Raw genomic sequence first — 26,655 nt, forward strand, 5'->3', positions numbered from 1 at the left:
CAGCCGCGTGGCCGAGCGGGAAGCGCTCAGACCAACCGGCATCCACCCATGACGAAAAGGAGGTACCACTATGCCCAGACGAACGAGAAAACAGCTGGTCGGAAAGACCTTAGAGAACACCGAGACGTGGTGGCGCGAGAAGGAGTGCCGGATCTGGGCTCGTGAGCTGCGCATCTCGCGCCAGCGAGCCGCCGCACCGTTCGCCGTTCACCTGCGATGTGGCACTACCAAGCTTGTCAGGACTGACAGCGCGAACTAGCGCGTTCATTTCTTTATAATATTTCGCTGGCGCGTGCGAGCGACGGGCGACTACCGTTCGTTCACTGCCCTTGTGGATAAGTCATTTGCGCTCTCGATAAGAGCTCCGCGATAATAAGCGGGCCCTGAGCACGCCGCCAGATAGAGAACACTCGCGAGAGGGGTGTCGAAAAACTTCTCGCGAACCGTCTCCGCTGGCGACGCGGGTGCTCAGGTTCTATTACACATCAGCAAGCCTCGGAAACGAGGGAAGCCAGTGTGCATTTATTTTCACGCCAGCTGCGCTAGCCTGTCAAGACAAGCGCAGGCGTATTAGGTGCGCCCTGCTAACCCTCGTTTCGGGCCTCATCCCGAGAGGAGGGTTTCCATGTCCGAGCCAGTTTCAGAACGTCCCGTAATCGTCACCGCGCAGGAACGAGCGCATCCAGCTATCCGAAAATTGGCGCAAGCCTGTCTGGCTCTCGCCCGACAGGCCACAACGTTGCCGGGAGCCACTCCGGATTCGGATGCCGCTCGGGACCAGCGGCCCGGCCAGGGGGAGCCTTGCCATGATTGAGCTCACCTGGCACGAAGCCTTTCCGCCCCGTGACGGCGCTATATCCGACATCACGGGTCTGGTGCGGGTGTTGGCCGGACGGCCGCACTACGGCTTGAGGCGTTTACAGCCCATGGTCGTATTTGAAGTCTGGATTCACGCCGACCGTGTGCGCTGGCTGGTTGGCATCGAGCCGCGGATCGCCCGCACGTTGCCGGGCGACCTGACGGCTCAACTGCCTGGCCTGGTGCTCGTGCCAACGGCCACGCCCGAGCGGCCGACGCCCATCACAGCCCGAGAAATCCGCCTGACCAGCATGATTCATCCGCTCAGGCTCGACACGGCCGCAGGCGTCACGGTCGGGCTGGTGCGAATCCGCGAGACTATGCGGGCGGGTGAAGCGCTCGTGGTGTCCTGGGTGGTTGGGCCGAGCCACACTTCAACTCGGGTGCCGGTTCCGGAAACGACGCTTGACTGGCTGGGCTTCACCGCGCCACGCGAGCCGAACGGTGACGAGCAGCGCGGCTGGAAAGCCCGTCTTGCCGAACCGCTCTACGCCGTACGCGGCCGACTCGGCAGCGTTGCTCGTGATCCACGCCGAGCCGCCGAACTGCTGCGGCCAGCCGTTTCGGCGCTCAGCCTGGCCAGCGGCTCGCACGCCCGGGTCTACGCCTCGCCGCAATCAAGCCGGACGGCCGAGCAGCTCATCAGCGTCATGGGTCGCGTCCGCTCGTGGTCGGAGATCATGAACGCCAGCGAAGTAGCCACCCTCATGGGCTGGTGCCTGACTGGACTTGAGGTACCGGGCGGCGCTGGGGCGTTCGCCGCACCGCCAGCCAGCTTGACGAGACTCATTCAATCCGGTTTACCGCAGGGCGCCGCCAGGCCGTTGGGTATGACCAGTCATCCGGCGGCCAAGGGCGCGGCAGTGTGGTTGCCGCGCAGGAGCTACAGCACCCACGCGCACCTCATCGCTCCGTCCGGAGCCGGAAAATCGACGCTCTTGGCTCACTGGGTAACGCACGAGGCCGAGGCCGGCGGCAGTCTGGTCGTTATTGAGCCCAAAGGCGACCTCGTCGAAGACATCCTGGCACGACTACCTCGGCACCGGCACGAGGACGTCGTGGTCATCGATCCGGGAGCGGCCGGTCCTGTTATCGGCTTCAACCCTCTGGCCGGGCCGCGGGCGGATGCCGAGCGCCGCGCCGACAGCATCTTGAGCCTCTTGCGCGAGATATTTGGCGCAGCCATGGGCCCGCGCAGCGCCGATGTCCTGACCCACGGCTTGGTTCTTGCCTCGCGGCTCGAAGACGGGGCGCTGACGGATGTCTTGCCAATCTTGACGAGCTCGCACTTCCGCCGTTCGGTGGCGGCCAAGGTTAGTGATCCGCTGACCATCGCTCCGTGGCTCGCCTGGTTTAACAACTTGTCGGAGGCGGAACGCTCCCAGGTGGTGGCTCCGGTCGCTAACAAGCTCCGCCCTTGGACAGCGCGCCCGGCGATCCGGCGGCTGCTTGGCACGCCCCACCCAACGTTCGATCTCGCCTCGATGTTCACCCGGCCAACGATCCTGCTGGTCAACCTAAATGCCGGAGCCGCAGGTCCTGAGACTGCTCGACTTATTGGCGGCCTGATCTTGTCGCAGCTGTGGCTTGAAATCCAACGCCAAACCACGAAATCGGCGGCCGCGCGTCGGCCGGTGTCGGTGGTGGTAGTCGGCCGGTGTCGGTGGTGGTAGACGAATGGCAGACCTTCGCGGCAGGGTTGGATTTCGCGGATGTCCTGGCGAGAAGTCGTGGCGCCAATGTCACGTGGACGCTGGCGCATCAGCACCTTGGTCAGCTCAGTACCGACCTCCAAGCGGCGGTGCTGGCCAATGTCGGCGCGCGAGTGGTCTTCCGACCCGCCGAAGGCGACGGCAAGGCGCTGGCCCGGGTGCTCGGTACGCCGGTGAAACCGGACGATCTTGAAAGATTACCTGCCTACCACGCCGTGGCTCGGGTCCTGGTAGATGGCGCACCCGGCGCCGCCTTTGAAGTGGCCACGCCACCGCTACCCAATGCGTTGTGGAATCCGGACGCGGTGCGCCGAGCAAGTGCCGAGCGCTACGGCGTCGATCCGGCTGAACTCGACGCCGCCATTTTGAAGCGCTGGCAAGGCGGTGATCCACCAGCCGCGCCTGTCGGAGTGCGGAGGACCGGCATATGAGGCGGCCGCACGAGCCTCATCTGGTCGCCGGTCGCTCCACCGATCGTGTCGAGTCGGCAAGACTCCAGCCTGCGTGTATGCCGGATAGCCGCCACCGACACACTGGTGTTCTCCGAAGCTATCCAGTGACCAGTCGTAGCCGGGCCCGCCGTCTGGCCGACCGGCTCACAAGCCGCGACCGGGCCATCCTCGAGTCGCTCCAACTGGTGCGCCTGGCGACCGGTCAACAGCTCGGCCGACTCCATGTCGCCGCTGGTCTACCGGCCACGCAGGCGCGAAAGACCCGGGCCGCGCTCCAGCGACTGACCACGCTCGGGTTGGTGGTCCGGCTGCGCCGCCGCATTGGTGGCGTCCGTGCTGGGAGCAACGGGTTCATCTACGGCCTGTCAGGTCTCGGACAAGCCGTCCTCGATCTCGGCTACGAACCAGCCCGACGACACCGCCGAGTCAGCGAGACGAAACCCGCTTTCCAGGATCACACGCTGGCGGTGACGGAAGCCTATGTTCAGCTGGTCGAACGCGACCGGGCTGGCCGAGCCGAGCTGCTGGAGTTCGCGAGCGAGCCTGCCTGCTGGCGACAGTTCTCCGGTGTAGCCGGGGAGCTCGTCACCTTAAAACCCGATGCGTTCGCGCGGCTTGCTGCGGACGGTTACGAGCTCAGCGTGTTTCTGGAACTCGATCTTGATACGGAAAGTCTGCCGACCATCTCCCGCAAGCTGGAAGTCTACCGGGCCTACTGGCACACCGGGATTGAGCAAGCGCGGTTTGGCATCTTCCCCAAAACCTGGTGGCTGGTCCCGAATACCCGGCGACTGGATGCCGTCGCCCGAACGATCCAGCGACTGCCCGACGAGCAGCAAGCGCTGTTCACCGTCTGCCTCACCCGTGAAGCAGCCGACTTACTAACCCACGTTCTCGTCGAAGGAGGTGCCCGATGAATCAGATCAACAACCTACCCACCGGGCGCATCCTGATCGGTGACGTGCGCGAGCGTCTCGCCGAGCTGCCGAACGCTTCGATGGACTGCGTGGTCACTTCGCCGCCGTATTTCAGCCTGCGGGACTACGGGCACGATCAGCAGATTGGGGCCGAAGCCACGGTGGACGACTGGGCCGCCCAGATTGCCGCCATCTGCGATGAATTCGGTCGGGTGCTCACGCCGACCGGTTCGCTCTGGCTCAACCTCGGCGACGGGTACAGCCGTCACTCGAGGGAAGGTGCGGCCAAGAAGAGCTTGCTGCTCGGTCCATCGCGGGTGGCACTCCTCCTGACGTGCTCAGGTTGGCTGCTGCGAAACCAGATCATCTGGGCAAAGCCCAATCCCACCCCGTCGAGCGTCCACGACCGGTTTACCGCCAGCCACGAGGTCGTCTACTTCTTCACCCGCCAGCCCAACTACTACTTCGACCTTCACGCAGTCCGCGAACCCGCGGTGACCGCAGCCGCCGGCCCCGCCCGCAGAGTCGCTCGGACCTACTTGTGCCGCGAAGCCGTGCCAAAGCTGGGGCGTGGCAAGTGCCCGCGGGTCGATCTCAACCACGGCCTCGCGGGGATGAAGACCGCCGGGCTTGCCAGCCACCCGCTCGGTAAGAACCCCGGCGACGTTTGGACGGTACCCACCGGCAGCTATCGCGGAGCCCACTTCGCCGCCTTCCCGTTGGAGATCATTCGGCGGCCTCTCCTGGCAGGGTGCCCAGAACGAGTTTGCGCCGTTTGCGACCGGCCGTGGCGACGAGCGGAGCGCTTACAGCACGGCCGCTGGCTGGCCACCGGTCCACTCGAACCCGTCTGCCCGCATGCCAGCTGGCGACGCGGCATCGTGCTCGACCCGTTCATAGGCGCCGGGACCACGGCTTTGGCTGCTGAGATGCATGGTCGGGATTGGGTGGGCATTGAGCTCAACTCCGACTATGCCGCGCTGGCCGAGAAACGGCTCGCCACTTGGCGGGCAGAACAGGAACGGGCAGTCTCGTGAACTGCCCGGTCCGAGCCACTCATCGGTGGCCTGTGGCCGCTCATCCAATTGATCTCGCACTGGTCGCGAGACATGGGCGGTCACACAACACCGAGGAGGCAGGTCGAATGACCGATCCCACCGGCAAGGGCGTCAAGACGCTGGGTCTAAAGATTGGCTCCGAACTCCACGCCCAATTCACCCTCGTCGCGCAGCTTGACGGCATCTCGCTCAACGATGCGGCCTTGCGAGCGGTCGAGCTGTACGTCACGACCAAGCGGCAAGAACCGGACTTCGCTCAGCGGGCTACGGCCGCGCTGGAAGAGATCCAGCGCGAAGCCGAGGCGAGGGCGGGAGCAATCCAGAGCCTGTTCGGCACCGACCCCGCCGAAGTCGCTGAGGCCAAGCCCCAGACCACCCGAGGCCGTAAGACCGCAGCTGCCGAGTAGCGAGCTCGGCTCGGTACTGGATGGCGACCAATCGCCATCCAGTACCACCCACCAGAAATAAGGACAGGATTTCCTTTCTTGGCACTTCCAAGAAGTACTGAGAAAATGATTCCAGAAAGCAATTTAGGGCTCCGCAGAGCCAAAGGAGGTATCCATGTCAGAACGCGATCAACATTGCCAGGGTGCGCCCGCCAGCACATCGGATCATAAGCAGCTAGCACTTGATGCTGCCCGAACTGTCCGCGCGCATACGCCAAAAGGCAACACCAATCTACGCCATCGCGAAGTACCAATCGCCTTCATCTACTTACGGGTTAGCACCAAGAGGCAAGCTCGCACTGGCGGCGGCGCAGAAGGGTACTCAATTCCAGCACAACGAATCGCCTGCCACGCCAAGGCGGCCGAACTAGGTGCCACGATCCACGAAGAGTACTTAGATGGCGGCGAGTCGGCCAAGTCAGCCGACCGAGATGACCTGCAAAGGATGCTCGCCGACGTCAAGACAGTTCGGCCAGATTTCGTCATTGAGTATAAAATCGACCGGCTAGCGCGCAACCGCGAAGATGACATCGCCATTAACCTCTTGTTACGTAAGTACGGCGTCAAGTTGGTCTCCTGCATGGAGAACATCGACGACACACCCAGCGGCAAGCTCCTCTACGGCCTGATGGCCGAGATCGCCCAGTTTTACTCCGGCAACTTGGCGCAAGAAGTTCTAAAAGGAATGGTCCGCAAGGCCGAAGAAGGCGGCACGCCCTTCCGGGCACCCCTGGGGTACCTCAACCGGCGCGAAACTCGCGGTGGAGTCGAGTTCTCGTGGATCGAATTGGATCCCGAACGGGCCGAGATCGTCCAGTGGTGCCTGGAGCAGTACGCCACAGGCGACTGGAGTGCCATTGACCTGACCTTGGCCGCCAACGCCAAGGGGCTGACGAGTCGGCCATCGCCAAATAGCCCCGCGCGACCCATTGGCCCGACAACGATGTACCACATCCTGCAGAACCCGTACTACATGGGACTCGTGCCCTATCGAGGCATCCACTACGAGGGCAAACACGAAGCGCTGATTGAGCCGGACACCTGGCTTGCTATCCAACACATCCTGGCGGCTCACAACCACACCGGCGAGAAGGATCGCAAGCACACGCACTATCTGCGGTCCACGATCTATTGCTCAAGCTGCGACGGGCGGTTGGTCTACTCGGAGAACACTGGCAACGGCGGCACCTACGTCTACTTCCTGTGCGTCAAAAAGAAAACCAAGACCAACAACTGTCGACGCCCAGCTGTGCGAGTCGAACGCATCGAGCAAGGCATCGCCGACTTCTACGGTCGCTTCCAAGTGACACCGGAGTACGCGGAGGAGATCCGGCAGGGTGTGCGACAGGAGGTTGCCGCTCGGCGGCTGGAAGCGAGCCACGGACTCGAGCGAGCTGCGAAGCGCAAAACTCAGCTGACTGACGAACGTCAGAAGTTGCTCCAGGCGCACTACGCCGGAGCCGTCCCGCAAGACCTACTTGGCAGCGAGATGCAACGGCTGACTCGTCAACTGGCCGAGGCCGACGGCGAGATCAAAGCGGCCAAGACCGCTACAGAAGGCGTCGAAGTCACCCTAGAACGCGCGCTGACTACCGCCAGCCACTGCGAGCAGGCTTACTTGAGCGCTCCCGACCAAGTGAAGCGACAGATCAATCAGGGCTTCTTCGAGAAGCTCTACATCGGCGAAGACGGCTCGGTTGTACGAGCCGAGCTGACGGAGCCGTTCCGGGCGATGCTCGCCGCAGGGACAGCGATCCAGTTTCCGGCGGCGGACGCCGCCGTTCTGCCATCCCAAGCGACCGTCAACCGTGGTGATTTGATGACGGCGGCCGATCTTGCTAGCGACCGTACCCGCCCATCTAACGTTCTCTTAACGACGTTTGACGAGTACACCGTTGTCACAGAAAGAGAAAACAACGTCACGCAAGGTGACGTTGTTTTCATTGCCGATGGTGTGAATAAGACCTATCTGGTGGGCGCAGTAGGGATCGAACCTACGACCGCTCGGGTGTAAACCGAGTGCTCTCCCGCTGAGCTATGCGCCCTGAACCGGTGACGCCCCAGCGCGAGGCGTCACCGAATGCCGAACTCAGGCGAGTTCGGCGACGGCCTTCTTCCAGGAGCCCTGGTCGCGCGCCTCGCCGGGCGCGTTGACCTCGGCGAAGCGGACGACGCCTTCCTTGTCGATCAGGAAGGTGCCGCGGACGGCGAGGCCCGCGGTGTCGTTGAAGACGCCGTAGGCCTTGGCGACCTCGCCGTGCGGCCAGAAGTCGGACAGCAGCGGGAACTGGTAGTTCTGCTGCTCCGCCCATGCCTTGAGCGAGAACGGGGTGTCGACCGAGACGCCGAGGACCTGGACGCCCTGGCCGTCGTAGTCGGCGAACTCGTCGCGCAGCTGGCACAGCTCGCCGGTGCAGATCCCGCTGAACGCGAACGGGTAGAACACCAGCAGCACCGGCTTGTCACCCTGGAAGGACGACAGCTTGACGGGCTGCTTGTTGTAGTCGTTGAGCGTGAAGTCCGGGGCTTGCGTACCGACCTCGACGGCCATGCCTCTGTAGTCCTCTCACCGCGTCGAACCGTGCCTGCGGGTCAACCCTATCGTGTCGCCCGCAGTGCCCGGTTCAGCGCTTGGTCTTGGACTTCGGTGGTACGAGTTTCGTGCCTGCCCAGCCGGCCGCGACGCTGATGTTGGCCGTCTGTGAAAGCCCCACAGTGGGCACCGCTTCCGCGATTTCGCTTGGCTGGACGTGTCCTGGCTGTCCCGTCTTGGGGGTCAGCACCCAGACCACGCCGTTCTCGTTCAAGAGGCCCCGGACCTCGAGCAGCGCGTCCCCGAGATCACCGTCGTCGTCGCGCCACCACAGCAGCACCACGTCGATGACCTCCTGGGCATCCTCGTCGAGGATGTCAGCACCGATCGTCTCCTCGATCGCCGAGCGGACGTCCTCATCGACGTCTTCGTCCCAGCCGATCTCCTGGACCACCATGTCCGGCTTGATCCCAAGCCTCTCGGCGACGCTGTTCTGATCAGCGTCTCCCGCGGCGACCACTGTTTTCACTCCTCCAACTTACGACGGAGTGAGGCGGCGAGCCGCCTCACTCGGGTACACGTTGCGACTAGCGAACACTGGTGAGGGCTTGCGCGCAACCGTCCACACCGGATCGGCAACAACTCGTGTCGCAGGGTACGACCCTTACCACCCCCTTCGCGACGGCAATTACGACGTTCAGGGGCCCCTGCGGTCGGCGGCCCGGCACCGGCGTCGCATAGGGTGAGTACAAGTCGCGCGCGCGATACATCCACGCCGTGGAGATGTCGCGCCCGGGTCGCCCGACGTTACCGGACAGTAGCGGTGACGGCGGCGGGATTTGAGACGACGATGGCAGGGATAGATCGCTGCTAGCAGACCGACAGAGCACAAAACCATTTGGCGAGGAGATCCCTTGGCCCCGCAGAACGACGGCGCCCCCAGCACGGAGGCCCCGGCACGCGTCCGAGTCATCCGTGACGGGTTGGCGGCGCACCTGCCCGACATCGACCCGGAGGAGACCGCCGAATGGCTGGACTCCTTCGACGAGGCGCTCGCAAGGGGAGGTCAGCAGCGTGCGCGGTACCTGATGCTGCGCGTCCTGGAGCGAGCCAGGGAGCGCAACGTCGGTGTCCCGCCGCTGACCGCGACGGACTACGTCAACACGATCCCCACCGAGAACGAGCCATGGTTCCCCGGTGACGAGGAGATCGAGCGCCGCTACCGCGCCTACATCCGCTGGAACGCGGCGATCATGGTGCACCGCGCGCAGCGGCCCGGTATCGGTGTCGGCGGCCACATCTCGACGTACGCCTCGTCGGCGGCGCTCTACGAGGTCGGCTTCAACCACTTCTTCCGCGGCAAGGACCACTCCGGCGGCGGCGACCAGATCTACATCCAGGGGCACGCCTCCCCCGGCATCTACGCCCGCGCGTTCCTCGAAGGCCGCCTGAACGAGCAGCAACTTGACGGATTCCGCCAGGAGTTCTCGCACGCGGGCGAGGGCGGCGGCCTGCCGTCGTACCCGCACCCGCGGCTGATGCCGGACTTCTGGGAGAACCCGACGGTGTCGATGGGCCTCGGCCCGATGAACGCGATCTACCAGGCGCGGTTCAACCGCTACCTGCGCGACCGCGGCATCAAGGACACCAGCGACCAGCACGTCTGGGCGTTCCTCGGCGACGGCGAGATGGACGAGCCCGAATCGCGCGGCCTGATCCACGTCGCCGCCGGTGAGGGCCTGGACAACCTGACCTTCGTGATCAACTGCAACCTGCAGCGGCTCGACGGCCCGGTGCGCGGCAACGGCAAGATCATCCAGGAGCTGGAGTCGTACTTCCGCGGCGCCGGCTGGAACGTGATCAAGGTCATCTGGGGCCGCGAGTGGGACTCGCTGCTGCACGGCGACCGCGACGGCGCGCTCATCAACCTGATGAACACCACGCCCGACGGTGACTTCCAGACCTACAAGGCCAACGACGGCGCGTTCGTCCGCGAGCACTTCTTCGGCCGCGACCCGCGCGCGAAGGACCTGGTCAAGGACCTCACCGACGCCGAGATCTGGAACCTCAAGCGCGGCGGCCACGACTACCGCAAGGTGTACGCGGCGTACAAGGCCTCGCTGGAGCACCACGGCCAGCCGACGGTGATCCTGGCGCACACGATCAAGGGCTACGGCCTCGGCTCGTCGTTCGAGGGCCGCAACGCCACGCACCAGATGAAGAAGCTCACCCTCGACGACCTCAAGCTGTTCCGTGACGCCCAGCGCATCCCGATCAGCGACGAGGAGCTCGAGGCGAACCCGAAGCTGCCGCCGTACTACCACCCCGGCAAGAACTCGCCGGAGATCGAGTACATGGTCGGCCGCCGCCGCACGCTGGGCGGGTTCCTGCCCGAGCGCCGCGCCGCCCGCGCGAAGGCGCTCGTGCTGCCGGGCGACAAGGTCTACGAAGGCATCCGCAAGGGCTCGGGCAAGCAGGAGGTCGCCACCACCATGGCGATCGTCCGGCTCATCCGCGAGCTGGCGAAGGACTCGGAGATCGGCAAGCGGATCGTCCCGATCATCCCGGACGAGGCGCGCACGTTCGGCCTCGACTCGATGTTCCCGACCGCCAAGATCTACAACCCGCACGGCCAGACGTACACCTCGGTCGACGCGAGCCTGATGCTGGCGTACAAGGAGTCCGAGAAGGGCGTCATCCTCCACGAGGGCATCAACGAGGCGGGCTCGACGGCGTCGTTCACCGCCGTCGGCACGTCGTACGCCACGCACGGCGAGCCGATGATCCCGATCTACATCTTCTACTCGATGTTCGGGTTCCAGCGGACCGGTGACGGCATCTACGCGGCCGCCGACCAGATGACCCGCGGGTTCATCCTCGGCGCCACCGCGGGCCGCACCACGCTGACCGGTGAGGGCCTGCAGCACGCCGACGGCCACTCGCTGCTCCTCGCGGCGACGAACCCGGCGATCGTGGCGTACGACGCGTCGTTCTCGTTCGAGATCGCGCACATCGTCCGCAACGGCCTGCACCGCATGTACGGCGACACCGGGCCGGACGGCAACGGCGAGAACGTCATGTACTACATGACCATCTACAACGAGCCGTACCAGCAGCCCGCCGAGCCGGCGAACCTCGACGTGGACGGCCTGCTCAAGGGTCTGTACCGCTACGCCGAGGCCCCGTCGGGCAGCGGCCCGGAGGCGCAGATCCTGGTCTCCGGCGTCACCATGCCGGACGCGCTCAAGGCGCAGAAGCTGCTCGAAGAGGAGTGGGGCGTGCGCGCGGCCGTGTGGTCGGCGACGTCGTGGACCGAGCTGCGCCGCGAAGCGGTCGAGATCGACCACGACAACCTGCTCTACCCGGGCAGCGAGGCGCGCGTGCCGTACGTCACGCAGGCGCTGTCCGGCACCGAGGGCCCGGTCGTGGCCGTCTCGGACTGGATGCGCGCGGTGCCGGACCTGATCCGCCCGTGGGTGCCGAACGACATGCTCACCCTCGGCACGGACGGGTTCGGCTTCTCCGACACCCGCCCGGCGGCGCGGCGCAAGTTCCTGGTCGACGCCCAGTCGATCGTGGTCGGGACGCTGTCCGCGCTGGCGAAGCAGGGCAAGATCGACCAGGCGAAGGTGGTCGAGGCGGCGCAGAAGTACCGCATCGACGACATCGCGGCGGCCGGTCCGCAGACCTCGGACTCGGGTTCCGCGTAAATAAGTGCTAGAAAGGACCCGGCAGACATCGGATGTCTGCCGGGTCCTTTCATATTCGGGAGATGATCGTGTGACGAAACGCCGCCTGCCCAAGCCGAGCGAGCTGAAGCAGATCCTTCGCCCGAAACCGATCGTCCTCAACCCGACCGAGCGGCGGCTCGCCGGCGCGCACACCATCGCCGACCTGCGGATGCTCGCCCGCAAGCGCACGCCGCGCGCGGCCTTCGACTACACCGACGGCGCCGCCGAGCTCGAGGACAGCCTGCGCCGGGCCCGCCAGGCCTTCCGCAGCGTGGAGTTCTACCCCAACGTGCTGCGCGGGGTGTCCGATGTGGACACCAGCGTTTCGATACTCGGCAAGCGTTCCGCGCTGCCGTTCGCGTTCGCGCCGACCGGGTTCACCCGCATGATGAACCACGAGGGCGAGGCGGCGGTCGCCCGTGTCGCCCAGCGCAACGACATCCCGTTCTCGCTCTCGACCATGGCGACGACCTCGATCGAGGGCGCCGCCGCGGCCGCGCCCGACGCCCGCAAGTGGTTCCAGCTCTACGTCTGGCGCGACCACGGCGCCGGCGAAGATCTGATGAATCGCGCCTGGGCGGCCGGGTACGACACGCTGCTGCTGACCGTCGACACCCCGGTCGCCGGCGCGCGCCTGCGCGATGTGCGCAATGGTCTGACCATTCCGCCCGCGCTGACGTTGAAGACCTTCCTCGACGGCGCGACGCACCCGGCGTGGTGGTTCAACCTGCTGACCACCGAGCCGCTGACCTTCGCGTCGCTGTCGCATTTCGACGGCACCGTGGCCGAGCTGCTGAACAAGCTCTTCGACCCGACGCTGAACTTCGACGACCTCGACTGGGTGCGCGCGACCTGGCCGGGCAAGCTGGTGGTCAAGGGCATCCAGAACGTCTCCGACGCCCGTGACGTGGTCAAACACGGCGCCGACGCGGTGCTGCTGTCCAACCACGGCGGCCGCCAGCTCGACCGCGCGCCGACCCCGATCGAGCTGCTCACCCCGACGCTGGACGAGATCGGCGACGACGCCGAGGTCTGGGTCGACACCGGCATCCTGTCCGGCGGCGACATCGTCGCGGCCATGGCCCGCGGCGCAAGCGCTTGCCTCATCGGCCGGGCGTTCCTGTACGGCCTGATGGCGGGCGGCGAGCGCGGCGTCCAGCGCACGGTCGACATCCTGCGCGCCGAGCTGGTCCGGACCATGCAGCTCCTGGGCGTCCGCACGATCGCCGACCTGCGCCCCACCCACGCCACGATCCGCTGACAACCCGGGATAAAGCGGGCTTTACTCCGCGATGTTCAGCGGGCTTTATCCCCGGGAGTAAAGCCCGCTTTATCCCGGACCTACTACAGAGGGTTGACGAAGCTCGGGGTGTGTGAGGAAGATCTCGGCCACGCAGTGAAAGGGTGTTTTCGCTTCGTGGAAACGGGGACCCGGGCATGTTCGTGCAGGAACTCGCGCCGTTAGGCAGTCTCGGCTGGTCCGCTCTCGTCGCCGTGCTGCCGCTGGCCGCCGTGCTGGTGCTGCTCGGCGTCGTCCGGATGAAGGCGCACTGGGCGGCGCTGATCGGGCTGGCGGTCGCGCTCGTGGCCGGGATCGCCGTGTTCGGCATGCCGGTCGGGCAAGCGATCTCCGGCGCGTTCTCCGGCGCCGCGTTCGGGTTGTGGCCGATCATGTGGATCGTCGTCAACGCGCTGTGGATCTACCGGCTGACCGTGCGGACCGGGCATTTCGACGTGCTGCGGCGCAGCTTCGCGAACGTCTCCGACGATCAGCGGATCCAAGCGCTGATCGTGGCTTTCTGTTTCGGGGCGCTGATGGAAGCGCTTGCAGGATTCGGCGCGCCGGTGGCGATCAGCGCGGTCATGTTGGTGGCACTGGGTTTCAGCCCGGTCAAGGCCGCGGTCGTGGCACTCGTGGCGAACACCGCGCCGGTCGCGTTCGGTGCGATGGGCACGCCGGTGGTCACGCTCGCGCAGGTCACCGGGCTGCCGCTGGACCAGGTTTCGTCGATCGTCGGGCGGCAGACGCCGCTGCTCGCGTTGTTCGTGCCGCTGCTGCTGGTCGTGATCGTCGACGGCAAACGCGGGCTCAAGGAAACCTGGCTGCCCGCGCTGGTGTGCGGGATCGCGTTCGGGGTCGTGCAGTTCGCGGTGTCGAACTTCGTGTCGGCGCAGCTCGCCGACATCGGCGCGGCGCTCGCGGGCGCGGCCGCGCTGGTGCTGGTCGTCGGGGTGCGCAGGCGCGGGGAAAGCACGGACGAGCGGCGGGACGTGATCAAGGCGTACGTGCCGTACGCGCTGATCATCGTGATCTTCTCGCTCGCGCAGGTGCCGCCGATCAAGAAACTGCTCGACCAGGCGACCTGGAAGTTCCACTGGCCGTTCCTGAACATCGCCGCGCCGAACGGGAAACCCGTGTCCGGCAACAGTTTCACCTTCACCCTGCTCAGCACCGGCGGCACGCTCGTGCTGATCGCCGGTGTGCTCACGGCCGTGGTGCTGGGGGTTTCGCGCAAGGACACCGCGCGCGAATGGCTCGCGACGATCAAGGAACTGCGGTTCGCGATCCTGACCGTGATGGGCGTGCTCGCGCTGGCCTACGTGATGAATCTGTCCGGCCAGACGGCGACCATCGGCAACCTGATCGCCGGCGCGGGCGCGGCGCTCGCGTTCTTCTCGCCGGTGCTGGGCTGGCTCGGCGTCGCCGTCTCCGGGTCGGACACCTCGGCGAACGCGCTGTTCGGCGCGCTTCAGGTGACCGCGGCGACGAAGACCGGGCTGCCTGCGGACCTGCTGGCGGCGGCGAACAGCTCCGGCGGCGTGCTGGGCAAGATGATCTCGCCGCAGAACCTGACGATCGCGTGCGTCGCGGCGAGCCTGCCCGGCGAGGAAGGCATGCTGCTGCGCAAGGTCTTGCCGTGGAGCATCGGCTTGCTCCTGCTGATGTGCCTGATCGTGGCCGGTCAGGCGAGCCCGGTGCTCAGCTGGATGCTGCCGTGACCGCGCGCCCGGCGGCGACGCGCTGGGCCGAGCGGTTCCAGCTCCACCAGCCGTGCACGACCAGCGCGGCGAAGATGAGGTAGACGGTCGCCGAGAACCACAGTCCCGACTTGATCTGCAGCGGCACGCCGATCGCGTCGACCACCAGCCACACCAACCAGAATTCGACGAGCCCGGCGCCCTGTGCCCCGAACGCGACCAGCGTTCCGACGAAGATCGCGGCGTCCGGCCACGGCGCCCACGACGCGTTGAGCGCGTCCAGCACCAGCGCCATCGCGGTGGTGCCGACGGCGAACGCGCCGAGCATGACCAGCCGTTCGGTCCAGCTGCCCTGGCGCACGACCACGCCGTACACCGGGTCCTGGCGCTTCGACCAGGCCCACCAGCCGTACAGCGAGATCAGCAGGATGGCGACCTGCCTGCTGGCGAGGCCGCCGAGGTGCGCGGAGACGTAGACGGCGAACAGCAGCACGGTGGCGCCGACCTGCACCGGCCACGTCCACAGCGTGCGGCGCTGCGCGAGGAACACGACGGCGAGCGCGCACAGCTGCCCGAGCAGCTCGGCGATCGAGATCCACTGGCCCAGCACCGTGAACCCGTGTTGCAGCAGGAAACCCACGCCAGTGCCCCTTTCGTCCCCAGGTCCAACATGCTCCTGGCACGGGGCATTCCCTAGCAAGTGTGAGCCGAAAGACTCGTGAGTGGTATGGCCGGTTAGAACCGGCCATACCACTCACGAGGGTCAGCGAGGCCCGGGGCGCGCCATGCCCGCGGGCGGCGTCGGCGTGTCCATGCCGTTCGAGATGGGCTCGGCGGTCCGCGCGGCCGGGGTGGTGTGGTCACTGGTGCTCAGCTGGCTCTGGGCGTTCGCCATCCAGCCGTCCCAGCGCTGCTGCGCCGGCTTGATCAGGCCGCCGCCGAAGCCGACGACGATCACGCCACCGATCGTGGCGAGCACGGTGACCAGCACCGGCATGGTGACCGTGGTCGCGATCTGCACCTGGTTGAGCGCCGCGATGATGCCGAACGCCATGATCAGCCAGTAGGCCATGGTGCCGACCAGACGCCCGGCCGGACGGCCCGAAAGCGCACCCGTGACGGCACCGCGCACGACCTTCGCGATGGCGGCGGCGACGATCAGCAGCACGACCGCGACGACGATCTTCGGCAGGAACGCGATCACGTCATTGAGCAGCTGGCTCACCGGATTCGTCGGCCCGAAAACGCCGAACGCCAGCTGCAGCGCGATCAGCAGAATGAAGTAGTACACCAGCTTCGAGATGATGTCGGTGGCGTCGACGTTCGAATTCTTGAGCATTCCGGTGAGCCCGGTCTTCTCGACCAGTTTCCCGAATCCGAGCTTTCCGAGAACCATGCTCAGGCCTTTGGCCACCGCTTTCGCAATGAGCCAGCCGATCAACAGCACGATCAGGAAACCGAAGAGTTTGGGCACGAACGTGGCGACCAGGCTCCACGCCTGGCCGAGCCCCTCCTTCAGCTGATCTCCCATGACTTCCTCCTCGGCTAGGGGTGAAATTCGCCTACGGTCAGAAGCGTTGATCAGCGGGAAGCACCCGGCAACTCAGGTCCACGATTGGGTGAGACGGGTGGCGAGGAAGATCGCCCGGACCCATACTTGGAACTACCGGTGGGGACCGGGGAGACGAGGCCGCCCGGCGCAGCGAAAACGCTCGCCGGGCGGCCTCGAGACATTTCCGGCGTCATGCACATTACGCCCAGCCGAGGGGTCGTGAGTGATTTGACCGGTTAGAACCGGCCGGAACACTCACGACCCCTGCGCGCAGTTCTACGGGGCCTTCAGTGCGTCGCGGAGTTTCACTTTCGCGCCGGTGCGCATGACGGCGCCGGAGTACATCCGTCCGGCGAACCAGATCAGCAGCGGGATCGTGGCCAGCACCAGTACGACCGAAAGCGCGGCCTCCCATACCGGCACCCCGCCCATGGCCAGGCGCATCGGCATCAGCGTCGGCGCGAACGCCGGGATCATCGAGAGCACCTCGACCAGCCCGCTGCCGGGGTTGGACGGCAGGATCGTCGCGCCGACGATGTACCCGGCGACCACGAAGGTCAGCGCGGGCGCCACCGCGCCGCCGACGTCCTCCTGCCGCGAGACGAGCGCGCCGAGCCCGGCGAACACGATCGCGTACATGAAGAAGCCGAGCAGGAACCAGACGATCAGCCAGATCACGATGCCCAGCGCCGCCGAGAGCGACAACGTCAGCACCCCGGCACCGAGCGCGGCGCCGATGCCGAGCCCGCCGATCAGCACCATCTGGATGAGCCCGACCACGCCGATGCCGAGCACCTTGCCCGCCATCAGCTGCCATGGCCGGATGGTCGCGAGCAGCAGTTCGACGACGCGGCTGGTCTTCTCCTCGACCACGCCCTGCGCGACGATCTGGCCGTTGATCATCAGCGAGATGTAGATCAGCAGGCCCGCGATGTAGCCGAGCACGAGCTGCTCGCCGCTGTAGTCGAACGGCTTCTCCATCGGCAGCACCTCGACCGACGCGTTCGCGACCGCCGCTTGCACCTTCGCCGCGTCGCCGCCCTGCGCCTCGATCTCCTGCTTCTGCGCGAGCTGGCCGGCGAGCACGTTGAGCGCGTTCTTCAGCTTGCCGTCGAGGTCCTTCTTGACCACCACGCGCACCTTCGTCGCGTCGCCCACGATGAGCGCGTCGAGCGAGCCGTCGGTGACCTTCGCGCGGCCCGCGGCCTCGTCGGCGACCTCGCTGGTCTCCAGTTTCTCGCCGATCGCCTGCGCGGTGGCCGTCAGCGGCGCGGCCAGCGAAGCGGCCGGGCCGACCACGCCGACGGTCGTGCCGCCGTCGGACGAGCCGATCAGCTTCGCGACGAAGACACCGCCGACGATCAGGACGAGCATCGCGAGCGTGGAGATGCGGTAGGCCTTCGATCGCAGCCGCGTGCCGATCTCGCGCGAGGCGACCAGCCGCACGGCCGCAGCCGGGCTCAGCCGGACATCGTTCTCGGTCATGCTGGCACCTCTTCGGTCACGACGTTGCGGAACAGTTCGGTCAGCGACGGCCTGCGGCGCGCGAACTCGTGCACCGGGCCGGTCGCCAGCGCGGCCTTGAGGACCAGCTGGTCGTCGGCGCCGTCGAGGAGTTCGAGCTCGGTCGTCTCGCCGTACGAGCGGACCTTGATGCCGGGCAGCCCGTCGGCCCAGCCCCGCGGCGCGCGCGGCGCGTGGACGCTGAGCCCGACCGTGCCGCCGGCGCGGAGCTCGTCGACCGTGCCCGTCTCCACCATCTGTCCACTTCGGACGATGCCGACCCGGTCGCACAGCCGCTCGACCAGCTCCAGCTGATGACTGGAGAAGACCACGGGCACGCCCTCGTCGGCCTTTTCCCGCAGCACCTGGCTCATCACGTCGACCGCGACCGGGTCGAGCCCGGAGAACGGCTCGTCGAGCACGAGAATGCTCGGATCGTGCACGAGCGCGGCCGCGAGCTGCACGCGCTGCTGGTTTCCCAGGCTCAGTTTCTGCACCTCGTCGTCGCGCCGGGACGCCACGCCGAGCCGCTCGGTCCACGTCTCGACCGAACGCTGCGCGGCCGAAGCCGACATACCGTGCAGCCGCGCCAGGTACACCAGCTGCTCGGCGACCTTCATCCGCGGATAGAGCCCGCGTTCCTCCGGCATGTAGCCGATGTGCCTGCGCGTTTCGAGCGTGATCGGCTTCGACTCCCAGCGCACCTCGCCGCCGTCGCTGCTCAGCACGCCGAGCGCGATCCGCATGGTGGTGGTCTTGCCCGCGCCGTTGCTGCCGACGAAACCGAACAGCTCACCCGGTCGGACGTCGAAACTCATCTCGCGCAGTGCGACGAAATCGCCGTATCGCTTCGTGATGGCGTCGATTTCCAGCATGGTCACTCCCCTCGTCTTCTCGGGACGAGGGTAGGGAGAAACGGCGCGCCGCGCCTACCAACAAAGGTTGACGATGGCCACGATCCGGTTGCGGATGGGCGCCGGGAAGTAGGATCGGCTGACCATGGCAGAAGCGATCACGAAACGACGACCACCTCGGCATCACGGCCTGTCCGCCAAGACACTCCGGCAGCTCGAACGGGCGACCGGCAGGCTCGCGACGGCGAGTGTCGCCGCCATGGAGGCGCGCCTGCCGTGGTTCGGCAGGCTGACCGCGGACCAGCGCGCGAGCGTGCTGTTGATCACCCAGGCGGGTGCCGCCGGCTTCGTCGCCTGGCTTCGTGATTCGAAGGAAGCGCTGAAGCTCACCACCGAGGCGTTCCGCGACGCGCCCGCCGAGCTGTCGCGCTGGATCAGCCTGCGGCAGGCGGTCGGCCTGGTCAGGCTCGCGATCGAGGTCTTCGAGGAGGAGCTGCCCGAGTTCGCCGTCAACGAGGCGGAACGGGCCGCGCTCATCGAGGGAATCCTGCGCTACGGCAGGGAAATCGCCTTCGCCGCCGCCAACTCCTACGCCGCGGCCGCCGAGGCGCGCGGCGCGTGGGACGCCCGGCTGGAGGCGCTCGTCGTCGACGGCATCGTCCGTGGCGACGCCGAGGAGTCGGTGCTCTCCCGCGCGGCCGCGCTCGGCTGGGATCCCGGTCTCAAGGCGACCGTGCTCGTCGGCACCCCGCCGTCGGACGACCCGCCCGCCGTCGTGTTCGAGGTGCGCAGCCGCGCGGCCCGCGTCGGCCGGTCGGTGCTGCTTTCCGTGCAGGGCTCACGACTCGTCGTGGTCGTCGGCGGCCCGACCGACGGCACGCAGAAGGACCGCGAAGCACTCGGCAAGCTCTCACTCGCGTTCGCCGAGGGCCCGGTGGTCGCCGGGCCGACCGTGCCGAGTCTCGCCGAAGCGCACCACAGCGCGGCGGAAGCGCTCTCCGGGCTGCGCGCGATCGTCGGCTGGCCGGCGGCGCCGCGGCCGGCGCGTTCGTCGGAACTCTTGCCGGAGCGGGCTTTGTCCGGCGACGCGGAGGCCGAGCGGCGCCTCATCGAGGAGATCGCCAGGCCGTTGGAAGAGGCCGGGCCGACGCTGCTGACCACAGTGGAGACTTACCTGGAAAGCGGCGGTGTGCTGGAAACCTGCGCGCGTGAGCTGTTCGTCCACCCGAACACCGTGCGGTACCGGCTGAAGAAGGCCTCGGAACTCACCGGCCGCAACCCGGCCGAACCACGCGACGCGCTGGTCTTGCGGATCGCGCTCACCGTCGGCAGGCTCGCCAGGGCCCGCGGGATCTGGTGAGCGGGAATCCTTTGTGACCACGGTAACTCAGCGGCTACCCTGAGGTGACGCACTTCACGGGCAATTCTGCGTGAACCCGACAAGGCATCCGAGTGAAAACCCAGGGGAAACCGGGCGCTTTTGGAGGGTTCCTACAACTACACCCGGTGTACTTGGTGAGTGCCGACATCCCGACCATGGTGGCGCACCGTGTTCCCTAAGAGGGTGACTGCCGTACTCGCCCCAGGACAGGGCTCCCAAGCTCCCGGAATGCTGGCTCCGTGGCTCGAACTCGACGGTGCCCGCGCACTCGTCGAACGCTGGTCGGAGCGGGCCGGCATGGACCTGGTCAAGCTGGGTACGGACTCACCCGCCGAAGAGATCCAGGACACCGCGATCGCGCAGCCGCTGATCGTCGCGAACGCGCTGCTCGCCTACGAGCAGGTCGCCAAGCTGGGCATCGCGGGCGACACCCCGGTCGCCGGGCACTCGGTCGGCGAGCTGGCCGCGGCCGCCGTCGCCGGTGTCTTCTCCGCCGAGGACGCCGTGGCGCTCGCCGCCGTCCGCGGCGCCGAGATGGCCAAGGCGTGCTCTCTCGAACCCACCAGCATGGCCGCGGTGATGCTCGGCGACCCCGAGCAGATCGTCGCCTGGCTGGGCGACCACGGCCTCGCCGCCGCGAACCGCAACGGCGCGGGCCAGATCGTCGCCTCCGGCGCCGCCGACGCGATCGAGCGCATCCTCGCGTCGCCGCTGGAGGGCACCAAGGTCCGCGCGCTCAAGGTCGCGGGCGCCTTCCACACGCACTACATGGCACCCGCCGAAGAGGCGCTGCGTGCCTACGCCGCCGAGATCACCCCCGCCGACCCGACCAGGCCACTGCTGTCCAATGCGGACGGTAAGGTCGTCACCAGTGGCGCGGAGTACCTCGAGCGGCTCATCACCCAGGTCACCAGCCCGGTGCGGTGGGACCTGACGATGGAAGGCCTGGTGTCCCTCGGCGTCACCAGCACTCTCGAACTGCCCCCGGCAGGCACGCTGACCAACCTCGTCAAGCGCCAGCTCAAGGGAACCGTGACCAAGACCATCGCGCTGAAGACCCCTGCCGAGCTGGCAGCCTTGCGCGAGCAGGAGGACGCTCAGTGACAGACCGACCGACCTTGCGGCAGCAGCAGGGGCCAGCCGCGACTCGCATCCTCGGCGTCGGCAGCTCCCAGCCCGACCGCGTGGTGACCAACGACGATCTCTCGAAGATCATGGACACCAACGACCAGTGGATCCGCGACCGCGTCGGCATCATCGAGCGCCGCTTCGCCGACAAGGACGAGCTGCTCGTCGACATGGCCGTCAAGGCGGGCGCGGCCGCGCTCGAGGACGCCGGGGTCGACCCGTCCGATGTGGACACCGTGATCGTGCCCAACTGCACGATGCCGGGCCAGATCCCGAACGCCGCCGCCCAGGTCGCCGACCGCATCGGCATCAAGGCGCCCGGCGCGTTCGACCTCAACGCCGCCTGCGCCGGGTTCTGCTACGGCCTCGGTGTCGCCTCCGACCTGATCCGCGCGGGCTCTTCGCAGAAGGTGCTCGTGATCGGCGCGGAGAAGCTCACCGACTCCGTCGACCCGACCGACCGCGCCAACGCGATCATCTTCGCCGACGGCGCGGGCGCCGCGCTGGTCGGCGGCTCCGAGACGCCGGGCATCGGCCCGGTCGCCTGGGGCAGCGCAGGTGACCTGGTCGACACCATCTACCTGCGCGACGGCAAGTGGATCTACCAGGAAGGCCAGTCGGTCTTCCGCTGGGCGACCACGCAGATCGCGCCGATCGCCGTGCAGGCGCTGGAACTCGCGGGCCTCGAGCCGTCCGATGTGGACGTGCTGATCCCGCACCAGGCCAACCTGCGCATCGTCGACGCCATCGCGAAGCGCCTGCGCAAGCTGGGCGCCCGCGAGGAGATGGTCGTCGCCGACGACATCAAGTACTCGGGCAACACCTCGTCCGCCTCGATCCCGCTGGCACTCGACCACATGCGCAAGGCGGGCACCGCCAAGTCCGGTGACGTCGTGCTGGCCGTCGGCTTCGGCGCGGGGCTGTCCTACGCGGGGCAAGCGTTCATCTGCCCGTGATAACACTTTCCCCGGCAGCACCCCGCCGGGGACAGACCAACCGAGAAACATCTATGAAGGGAACAACCCATGGCTGACAACACCGAAATCCTCGCGGGCCTCGCGGAGATCGTCGAAGAGGTCGCCGGTGTGTCGCAGGACGACGTCACCGCCGAGAAGTCCTTCGTGGACGACCTGGACATCGACTCGCTGTCCATGGTCGAGATCGCCGTCCAGGCCGAGGACAAGTTCGGCGTCAAGATCCCGGACGACGAGCTGGCCAACCTGAAGACCGTTGGCGACGCGGTGAACTACGTCTCCGCCAACCTCAAGTAAGACGTTTCCCAAGCGCCGACCTCGGGGAGAAACCCATGAGCAAGAACGACGTCGTAATCACCGGGTTCGGCGCCACCACGCCACTCGGCGGTGACGTCGCGTCCACATGGGACGGACTGCTGGCAGGCCGCAGCGGCGTGAAGACGCTGGAGGCCGACTGGGTCGAACGATTCGCCCTGCCGGTGAAGATCGCTTCCAGGCTCGCGGTGGAACCCACCGAGGTGCTGCCGCGGGTACAGGCCAGGCGGCTCGACCGCAGCGAGCAGGTCGCGATCATCGCGTCCCGCGAAGCGTGGGCGCACGCCGGGCACGGCGAGGACACGGTCGACCCCGACCGGCTCGCGGTGATCATCGGCACCGGCATCGGTGGCGCGAACACCCTGCTCGACCAGGACGACCTCCTGGAGACGCAGGGCCTGCGCAAGGTTTCACCGCTGACGGTCCCGATGCTGATGCCGAACGGCCCCGCCGCGCACGTGGGGCTGGAGCTCAAGGCACGCGCCGGGGTGCACGCGCCCGTTTCGGCGTGCGCGTCCGGCGCCGAGGCACTCGCCTGGGCCTGGCGGATGATCACGCTCGGCGAGGCCGACGTGGTCGTCGCCGGTGGCGCGGAGGCCGCGATCGCCGCGATCACCATGGCCGGGTTCGCACAGGCCAGGACCATGAGCACCCGCAACGACGACCCCGAGCGCGCGTCGCGCCCGTGGGACATCAACCGCGACGGCTTCGTGCTCGGTGAGGGCGCCGGGGTCATGGTGCTGGAGCGTGAGGACTACGCGAAGGCGCGTGGCGCGACCATCCACGGACGACTGGCCGGGATCGGCACCAGTGCCGACTCGTACCACATCACCGGTCCCGACCCCGAGGGCACGGGACAGGCCAAGGCGATCAGCGCGGCACTGCGCACCGCCGGCCTCGACCCCAAGGACGTCGGGCACGTCAACGCGCACGCCACGTCGACCCCGGCGGGCGACGTCGGCGAGACGGTGGCGATCCGCAAGGCCATCGGCGAGCATCCGCTGCTGAGCGCGCCCAAGGGCAACCTGGGCCACCTGCTCGGCGCCGCGGGCGCGGTCGAGGCCATCGCGACCGTGCTGTCGATCAAGGAGAGCGTCATCCCGGCGACACTGAACCTGGAGAACCAGGACCCCGGTGTCGTGCAGGAGGTCGTCTCCGGCGAGCCGCGCAAGGTGGACCTCAAGGCCGCCGTCAGCGACTCGTTCGGCTTCGGTGGCCACAACGTGGCACTGGCGTTCGTTCCCGCCTGACCCGGCTACGAAAAACGCGGTGACACCCTCACTCCGAGGGTGTCACCGCGTTTCTTTTGTCAGCACTTTTCCTTTTCCGGCGTGGAACCGTCGGCCTGGTCGATCTTCCACGTGCCGTTCTCGTTGACCATCGGCAGCACGACCCGCCAGCGGATACAGGGTTCCGGGAAGTCGGGTGGCGCGGATTCGATGGCCTGCGTGCTCGTGAACCCGACCAGTACCCGCAGTGAGCCGACCGGCGCCTCGATCCGGTAGATCAGGATGCTGCCGTCCTTGGTGCTCTTGTAGTCGTTCTGCCAGTCGACGCGCGACTTGTGCCGCAGCCGTTCGGCGGCCGCCACGCTGGCCCAGAGGTCGAAGTTCTTCTGGTTGATCGAACGGAAATAGATCTGCAGCGCGCCTCGCACGTTGTCGCCGTCGGGATGGGCGGCCGCGTCCGCGGTCACGAAGACCTCGTCGCCGCCCGGCTGCTCCTCCGGCGTCAGCGACCCCGACGTGGCCACCGCGCCCGGCACGATCGGCGGCTCCGGCGGCGGGCTGTAGAGCTCGCGGGCGAGCAGGCCGCCGCCGACCGTCAACGAGACCACCACGATGAGTGCGGGGATGAGCCAGCGCTGGGTGGAGGTGGTCGTCACGCGGTCACCCTAGCGAATGGCCTTTACCCGACTTGGTGGAGCCAAGTCACGGGCGCGCCGTCGCCGGCGTGCCGGAACGGCTCGAGTGCCTCGTCCCAGTTCGCGCCCAGCAGCTCGTCGAGCTTGTGCGCCAGCTGCTCGCCGGCGCGACTGCGCGCGACCAGCGAACGCAGCTGGTCCTCACCCACGACGATGTCGCCGTTGGCGCTCGTCCGCCCGTGCCACAGGCCCAGTCCGGGCGCGAAACAGAACCGCTCGCCGTCCACGCCGGCGCTCGGCTCCTCGGTGACTTCGAAACGGATCATCGGCCACGCCTTCAACGCGGACGCCAGCTTCGCGCCGGTGCCCGAAGGCGCACGCCAGCCACACTCGGCGCGCAGTTGACCGGGACTGGCCGGCTGTGCCGTCCACTTCAGGTCGACCCGGGCGCCAAGGGTGCCCGAAAGTGCCCACTCGACGTGCGGACATACCGCAGACGGCGACGAGTGGACGTACACCATGCCTCGGGTGTTGCCACGGGTGCTCACTGCCTGACCTCCGCTACTCGACGAGATGCGTCTTCCCCTACGACCTCGCGAGACCGGCTGTCGGATCACTCGTTGCACGTCTTCGACACGGCTACCACATTCTGCACCCCAGACATGCTCTTTGGCCACACGAAACCCACAAGTCACACCCGAATGGGAACTCCGTGCGCAACTTGCAGATCCGGTGACCGAAAAAACCTTCTACGCTGTTGGACTGTTTCGGGCGATGAGCGGACGTTTTCACCCAGCGGGAAAGCGGGTAAGTGTCCACTTAGGTCACCAATCTCATCCGATGGTTAGCGCGGTCCTGCCCCGGTGTGCGGCCCCCGCGCGCTAGCGTGGTGAACTGGCGTTGTCGACAAAACGGGGAGGAAGCGACGTGCGGCTGGTTCGTCTCGCGCCACAGCCGTCGCGGGTGGCCGAGGACATCCGCGCGGCACTGGCCTCGCTCGGGCGGGGGAAATCGGTCGTCGGCGGTATCGCGCTGGCCGGTATCAAACCGTTCGGCGACGAGCGGGTGGTCGACGCGTTCGTGGTGCTGCCACGCGGAATCCTGATGATCATCGGCGTCGACCTGCCGGACCCGGCGCTCAAGCTCGACGCCCCGCTCGAAGGCCCGTGGCAGGCCGACGGCTGGCCGCTCGTCGGCGCCGAGAACGAGGTCAACCCGGCGACCAGGGCGCTCGCCATGGCGAAGGCCGTCGCCGTCCAGCTCGCCGAGGCCCATCCGGACGTACCGCCGCTGAGCACGGTGATCGCGGTCGGGCCGTACGTCGAAGCCGTCGACCAGCCGGCCGCCGACCTCGCCGGGCGCACGCGGGTGCTGCACCCGACACCGACGAGCATGCACGCCGCGACGGTGTCGCTGGCCGACGCGCCGCGCGCGATGTCGGCAGCGCAGGCGCGAGACGTGCTGAAGACGGTCGCGGCCAACACTCCCCGCCTGCCGGACGAAATGCTGCTCGGGGAAGGATTCGCGGAGCACGCCGACGAGCCGACCGTGGTGCACTTGAACCCGCTGCTCGCGGCGAGCCCGACCGTGCCTGCCGAACATCCCGGCAAGCAGCGGGTTTCGGTGGCTCCGCCGCCGGTGAAACACCAGGCCAGACGCCAGCCTCCCGCCCCTGTCGCGCCGGTCGCCGCTGTTGCTCCCGTCGCGCCTGCCGCTCCGGTCGCGCCTGTCGCACCCGCTGCTCCTGTTGCGCCTGTTGTGCCGCCGGTGAAACGGAGACCGTCGCTCGTCCGCTGGCTGCCGATCGGCGCGATCGGCATGCTGGCCGTGCTGCTGATCGCCGCGATACTCGTCGCCAGCGGCGACAGCGGCGGCCAGACCCCGGCGCCCGCGCAGGCGTCGTCCCAGCCCCCCACGAAGCCCGTGCCGCCGCCGTCGAGCAGCCGCCCGATCGAAAGCCTCCAGTTCACCCCGCAGGACGCCGCCGCCGACCAGAAATGCGCGTCGCACGCGTTCGGCGACGTGCAGGCGAGCTTGGGGCGCACCAGTTGTACAGCGGTCAAGCGCGGCAGCTTCGCCGCGAACATCGACGGCAGGCAGGCCGCCGCGACCGTCGGCATCATCGAATTCCCCGACGCCCAACAAGCCACCGACTTCAAAGCGGTCGCCGACACCCCGGGCGCGGGCGGAATACTCGACCTCGCCACCGAGACCGGCAAATGGACCGGCGAGGCCCCGAAGTTCGACGGCGCCGCCTACGCCAGCTCACTCGACGGCGCCTCGGTCCGCCTGGTCATGGTCGCCTGGCTGCCCGGACCGTCCAAACCGGACGACCCAGGCCTCCAGCGCGCCGCCAAAGCCGCCCTAGACCTCCCCATCAACGTTTAAAAATCCCAAT

At 67.3% G+C, this 26,655-nt stretch carries 23 protein-coding genes and 1 tRNA gene; 15 read left to right on the forward strand and 9 right to left on the reverse strand.

The features are described 5' to 3' along the window. Positions 1 to 806: 806 nt before the first annotated feature. The 6 genes from AB5J62_RS29925 to AB5J62_RS29950 all read left to right on the forward strand — a co-directional run bounded on the left by AB5J62_RS29925 (position 807) and on the right by AB5J62_RS29950 (position 7,457). Positions 807 to 2,531, forward strand: coding sequence for a type IV secretory system conjugative DNA transfer family protein (locus tag AB5J62_RS29925; RefSeq protein WP_370943300.1), 1,725 nt, complete (start codon positions 807 to 809; stop codon positions 2,529 to 2,531). Then, entirely contained in the window at positions 2,516 to 3,001 is a 486-nt protein-coding gene (locus tag AB5J62_RS29930) for a hypothetical protein (protein WP_370943301.1), read from the forward strand. Before AB5J62_RS29925 ends, AB5J62_RS29930 begins: the two co-directional genes overlap by 16 nt. Before the next feature lie 125 nt (positions 3,002 to 3,126). Continuing rightward, positions 3,127 to 3,939, forward strand: coding sequence for a replication-relaxation family protein (locus tag AB5J62_RS29935; protein ID WP_370943302.1), 813 nt, complete (start codon positions 3,127 to 3,129; stop codon positions 3,937 to 3,939). Continuing rightward, complete coding sequence (locus AB5J62_RS29940; protein ID WP_370943304.1) at positions 3,936 to 4,976, forward strand: site-specific DNA-methyltransferase; 1,041 nt, start codon at positions 3,936 to 3,938, stop codon at positions 4,974 to 4,976. Before AB5J62_RS29935 ends, AB5J62_RS29940 begins: the two co-directional genes overlap by 4 nt. Before the next feature lie 107 nt (positions 4,977 to 5,083). Beyond that, positions 5,084 to 5,404 carry a hypothetical protein gene (locus AB5J62_RS29945; protein WP_370943305.1) on the forward strand — a complete coding sequence of 107 codons (321 nt, stop codon included), beginning with the start codon at positions 5,084 to 5,086 and terminating at the stop codon, positions 5,402 to 5,404. A 154-nt stretch (positions 5,405 to 5,558) separates the two neighbouring features. Then, complete coding sequence (locus AB5J62_RS29950) at positions 5,559 to 7,457, forward strand: recombinase family protein (RefSeq protein WP_370950380.1); 1,899 nt, start codon at positions 5,559 to 5,561, stop codon at positions 7,455 to 7,457. On the opposite strand, the gene AB5J62_RS29955 is transcribed toward AB5J62_RS29950, so the two are convergent. The 3 genes from AB5J62_RS29955 to AB5J62_RS29965 all read right to left on the reverse strand — a co-directional run bounded on the left by AB5J62_RS29955 (position 7,414) and on the right by AB5J62_RS29965 (position 8,496). Then, a tRNA-Val gene (locus tag AB5J62_RS29955) sits at positions 7,414 to 7,488 on the reverse strand. The genes AB5J62_RS29950 and AB5J62_RS29955 overlap by 44 nt on opposite strands. Before the next feature lie 44 nt (positions 7,489 to 7,532). After that, positions 7,533 to 7,994 carry a peroxiredoxin gene (locus tag AB5J62_RS29960; protein ID WP_370943306.1) on the reverse strand — a complete coding sequence of 154 codons (462 nt, stop codon included), beginning with the start codon at positions 7,992 to 7,994 and terminating at the stop codon, positions 7,533 to 7,535. A gap of 73 nt (positions 7,995 to 8,067) precedes the next feature. Then, the gene (locus tag AB5J62_RS29965) at positions 8,068 to 8,496 is read right to left on the reverse strand and encodes a DUF3052 domain-containing protein (protein WP_370950381.1); all 429 of its coding nucleotides are present in this window, start codon (positions 8,494 to 8,496) and stop codon (positions 8,068 to 8,070) included. Positions 8,497 to 8,890: 394 nt separating this feature from the next. On the opposite strand from AB5J62_RS29965, the gene aceE reads away from it, so the two are divergent. The 3 genes from aceE (at position 8,891) to AB5J62_RS29980 (ending at position 14,707) form a co-directional block, all read left to right on the forward strand. After that, positions 8,891 to 11,686: a pyruvate dehydrogenase (acetyl-transferring), homodimeric type gene (gene aceE, locus AB5J62_RS29970; protein WP_370943307.1), complete on the forward strand. Its 2,796-nt coding sequence runs from the start codon at positions 8,891 to 8,893 to the stop codon at positions 11,684 to 11,686. 70 nt (positions 11,687 to 11,756) lie between these two features. Continuing rightward, the gene (locus tag AB5J62_RS29975; RefSeq protein WP_370943308.1) at positions 11,757 to 12,968 is read left to right on the forward strand and encodes an alpha-hydroxy-acid oxidizing protein; all 1,212 of its coding nucleotides are present in this window, start codon (positions 11,757 to 11,759) and stop codon (positions 12,966 to 12,968) included. Positions 12,969 to 13,144: 176 nt separating this feature from the next. Continuing rightward, positions 13,145 to 14,707, forward strand: coding sequence for an L-lactate permease (locus tag AB5J62_RS29980; RefSeq protein ID WP_370943309.1), 1,563 nt, complete (start codon positions 13,145 to 13,147; stop codon positions 14,705 to 14,707). Here the strand turns inward: AB5J62_RS29980 and AB5J62_RS29985 are convergent. The 4 genes from AB5J62_RS29985 to AB5J62_RS30000 form a co-directional block, all read right to left on the reverse strand. Next, complete coding sequence (locus tag AB5J62_RS29985; RefSeq protein ID WP_370943310.1) at positions 14,688 to 15,326, reverse strand: nicotinamide riboside transporter PnuC; 639 nt, start codon at positions 15,324 to 15,326, stop codon at positions 14,688 to 14,690. The two genes, AB5J62_RS29980 and AB5J62_RS29985, sit on opposite strands and share 20 nt — an antisense overlap. A 123-nt stretch (positions 15,327 to 15,449) precedes the next feature. Then, positions 15,450 to 16,217 (reverse strand): hypothetical protein, encoded by a 768-nt coding sequence (locus tag AB5J62_RS29990; protein WP_370943311.1) that lies wholly within the window; start codon positions 16,215 to 16,217, stop codon positions 15,450 to 15,452. Positions 16,218 to 16,514: 297 nt separating this feature from the next. Then, complete coding sequence (locus AB5J62_RS29995; RefSeq protein ID WP_370943312.1) at positions 16,515 to 17,723, reverse strand: ABC transporter permease; 1,209 nt, start codon at positions 17,721 to 17,723, stop codon at positions 16,515 to 16,517. Beyond that, the gene (locus AB5J62_RS30000; protein ID WP_370943313.1) at positions 17,720 to 18,616 is read right to left on the reverse strand and encodes an ABC transporter ATP-binding protein; all 897 of its coding nucleotides are present in this window, start codon (positions 18,614 to 18,616) and stop codon (positions 17,720 to 17,722) included. The genes AB5J62_RS29995 and AB5J62_RS30000 overlap by 4 nt, the downstream gene beginning before the upstream one ends. A 124-nt stretch (positions 18,617 to 18,740) precedes the next feature. Between AB5J62_RS30000 and AB5J62_RS30005 the strand changes: the two genes are divergently transcribed. From AB5J62_RS30005 to AB5J62_RS30025, 5 genes are all read left to right on the forward strand, one after another. Beyond that, complete coding sequence (locus tag AB5J62_RS30005; protein ID WP_370943314.1) at positions 18,741 to 19,955, forward strand: helix-turn-helix domain-containing protein; 1,215 nt, start codon at positions 18,741 to 18,743, stop codon at positions 19,953 to 19,955. Positions 19,956 to 20,144: 189 nt separating this feature from the next. Beyond that, positions 20,145 to 21,080, forward strand: coding sequence for an ACP S-malonyltransferase (locus tag AB5J62_RS30010; RefSeq protein WP_370943315.1), 936 nt, complete (start codon positions 20,145 to 20,147; stop codon positions 21,078 to 21,080). Beyond that, positions 21,077 to 22,060 (forward strand): beta-ketoacyl-ACP synthase III, encoded by a 984-nt coding sequence (locus tag AB5J62_RS30015; protein WP_370943316.1) that lies wholly within the window; start codon positions 21,077 to 21,079, stop codon positions 22,058 to 22,060. The genes AB5J62_RS30010 and AB5J62_RS30015 overlap by 4 nt, the downstream gene beginning before the upstream one ends. A gap of 69 nt (positions 22,061 to 22,129) precedes the next feature. After that, positions 22,130 to 22,375 (forward strand): acyl carrier protein, encoded by a 246-nt coding sequence (locus tag AB5J62_RS30020; RefSeq protein ID WP_370943317.1) that lies wholly within the window; start codon positions 22,130 to 22,132, stop codon positions 22,373 to 22,375. 35 nt (positions 22,376 to 22,410) lie between these two features. Continuing rightward, the gene (locus tag AB5J62_RS30025; protein ID WP_370943318.1) at positions 22,411 to 23,643 is read left to right on the forward strand and encodes a beta-ketoacyl synthase; all 1,233 of its coding nucleotides are present in this window, start codon (positions 22,411 to 22,413) and stop codon (positions 23,641 to 23,643) included. 59 nt (positions 23,644 to 23,702) lie between these two features. Here AB5J62_RS30025 and AB5J62_RS30030 read toward each other — a convergent pair whose 3' ends face one another. After that, positions 23,703 to 24,278 (reverse strand): hypothetical protein, encoded by a 576-nt coding sequence (locus AB5J62_RS30030; protein WP_370943319.1) that lies wholly within the window; start codon positions 24,276 to 24,278, stop codon positions 23,703 to 23,705. Between the two features lie 23 nt (positions 24,279 to 24,301). Beyond that, a complete protein-coding gene (locus tag AB5J62_RS30035) occupies positions 24,302 to 24,778 on the reverse strand; it encodes a DUF3145 domain-containing protein (RefSeq protein ID WP_370950382.1) in 477 nt (158 codons plus the stop codon). A 406-nt stretch (positions 24,779 to 25,184) separates the two neighbouring features. On the opposite strand from AB5J62_RS30035, the gene AB5J62_RS30040 reads away from it, so the two are divergent. After that, entirely contained in the window at positions 25,185 to 26,645 is a 1,461-nt protein-coding gene (locus AB5J62_RS30040) for a hypothetical protein (RefSeq protein ID WP_370943320.1), read from the forward strand. Positions 26,646 to 26,655: the final 10 nt, after the last annotated feature.

It is taken from the genome of Amycolatopsis sp. cg5 (assembly GCF_041346955.1).
Lineage (GTDB): Bacteria > Actinomycetota > Actinomycetes > Mycobacteriales > Pseudonocardiaceae > Amycolatopsis.

Excerpts from the sequence above, each read along its gene's own strand:
- AB5J62_RS29945 (WP_370943305.1), top strand. The coding sequence starts at position 5,084 with ATGACCGATCCCACCGGCAAGGGCGTCAAGACGCTGGGTCTAAAGATT.
- AB5J62_RS29990 (WP_370943311.1), bottom strand. The coding sequence starts at position 16,217 with ATGGGAGATCAGCTGAAGGAGGGGCTCGGCCAGGCGTGGAGCCTGGTC.
- AB5J62_RS29960 (WP_370943306.1), bottom strand. The coding sequence starts at position 7,994 with ATGGCCGTCGAGGTCGGTACGCAAGCCCCGGACTTCACGCTCAACGAC.
- AB5J62_RS29995 (WP_370943312.1), bottom strand. The coding sequence starts at position 17,723 with ATGACCGAGAACGATGTCCGGCTGAGCCCGGCTGCGGCCGTGCGGCTG.
- AB5J62_RS29925 (WP_370943300.1), top strand. The coding sequence starts at position 807 with ATGATTGAGCTCACCTGGCACGAAGCCTTTCCGCCCCGTGACGGCGCT.
- AB5J62_RS30035 (WP_370950382.1), bottom strand. The coding sequence starts at position 24,778 with ATGGTGTACGTCCACTCGTCGCCGTCTGCGGTATGTCCGCACGTCGAG.
- AB5J62_RS29980 (WP_370943309.1), top strand. The coding sequence starts at position 13,145 with ATGTTCGTGCAGGAACTCGCGCCGTTAGGCAGTCTCGGCTGGTCCGCT.
- AB5J62_RS29950 (WP_370950380.1), top strand. The coding sequence starts at position 5,559 with ATGTCAGAACGCGATCAACATTGCCAGGGTGCGCCCGCCAGCACATCG.
- AB5J62_RS30000 (WP_370943313.1), bottom strand. The coding sequence starts at position 18,616 with ATGCTGGAAATCGACGCCATCACGAAGCGATACGGCGATTTCGTCGCA.
- AB5J62_RS29940 (WP_370943304.1), top strand. The coding sequence starts at position 3,936 with ATGAATCAGATCAACAACCTACCCACCGGGCGCATCCTGATCGGTGAC.
- AB5J62_RS30025 (WP_370943318.1), top strand. The coding sequence starts at position 22,411 with ATGAGCAAGAACGACGTCGTAATCACCGGGTTCGGCGCCACCACGCCA.
- AB5J62_RS30005 (WP_370943314.1), top strand. The coding sequence starts at position 18,741 with ATGGCAGAAGCGATCACGAAACGACGACCACCTCGGCATCACGGCCTG.
- AB5J62_RS30020 (WP_370943317.1), top strand. The coding sequence starts at position 22,130 with ATGGCTGACAACACCGAAATCCTCGCGGGCCTCGCGGAGATCGTCGAA.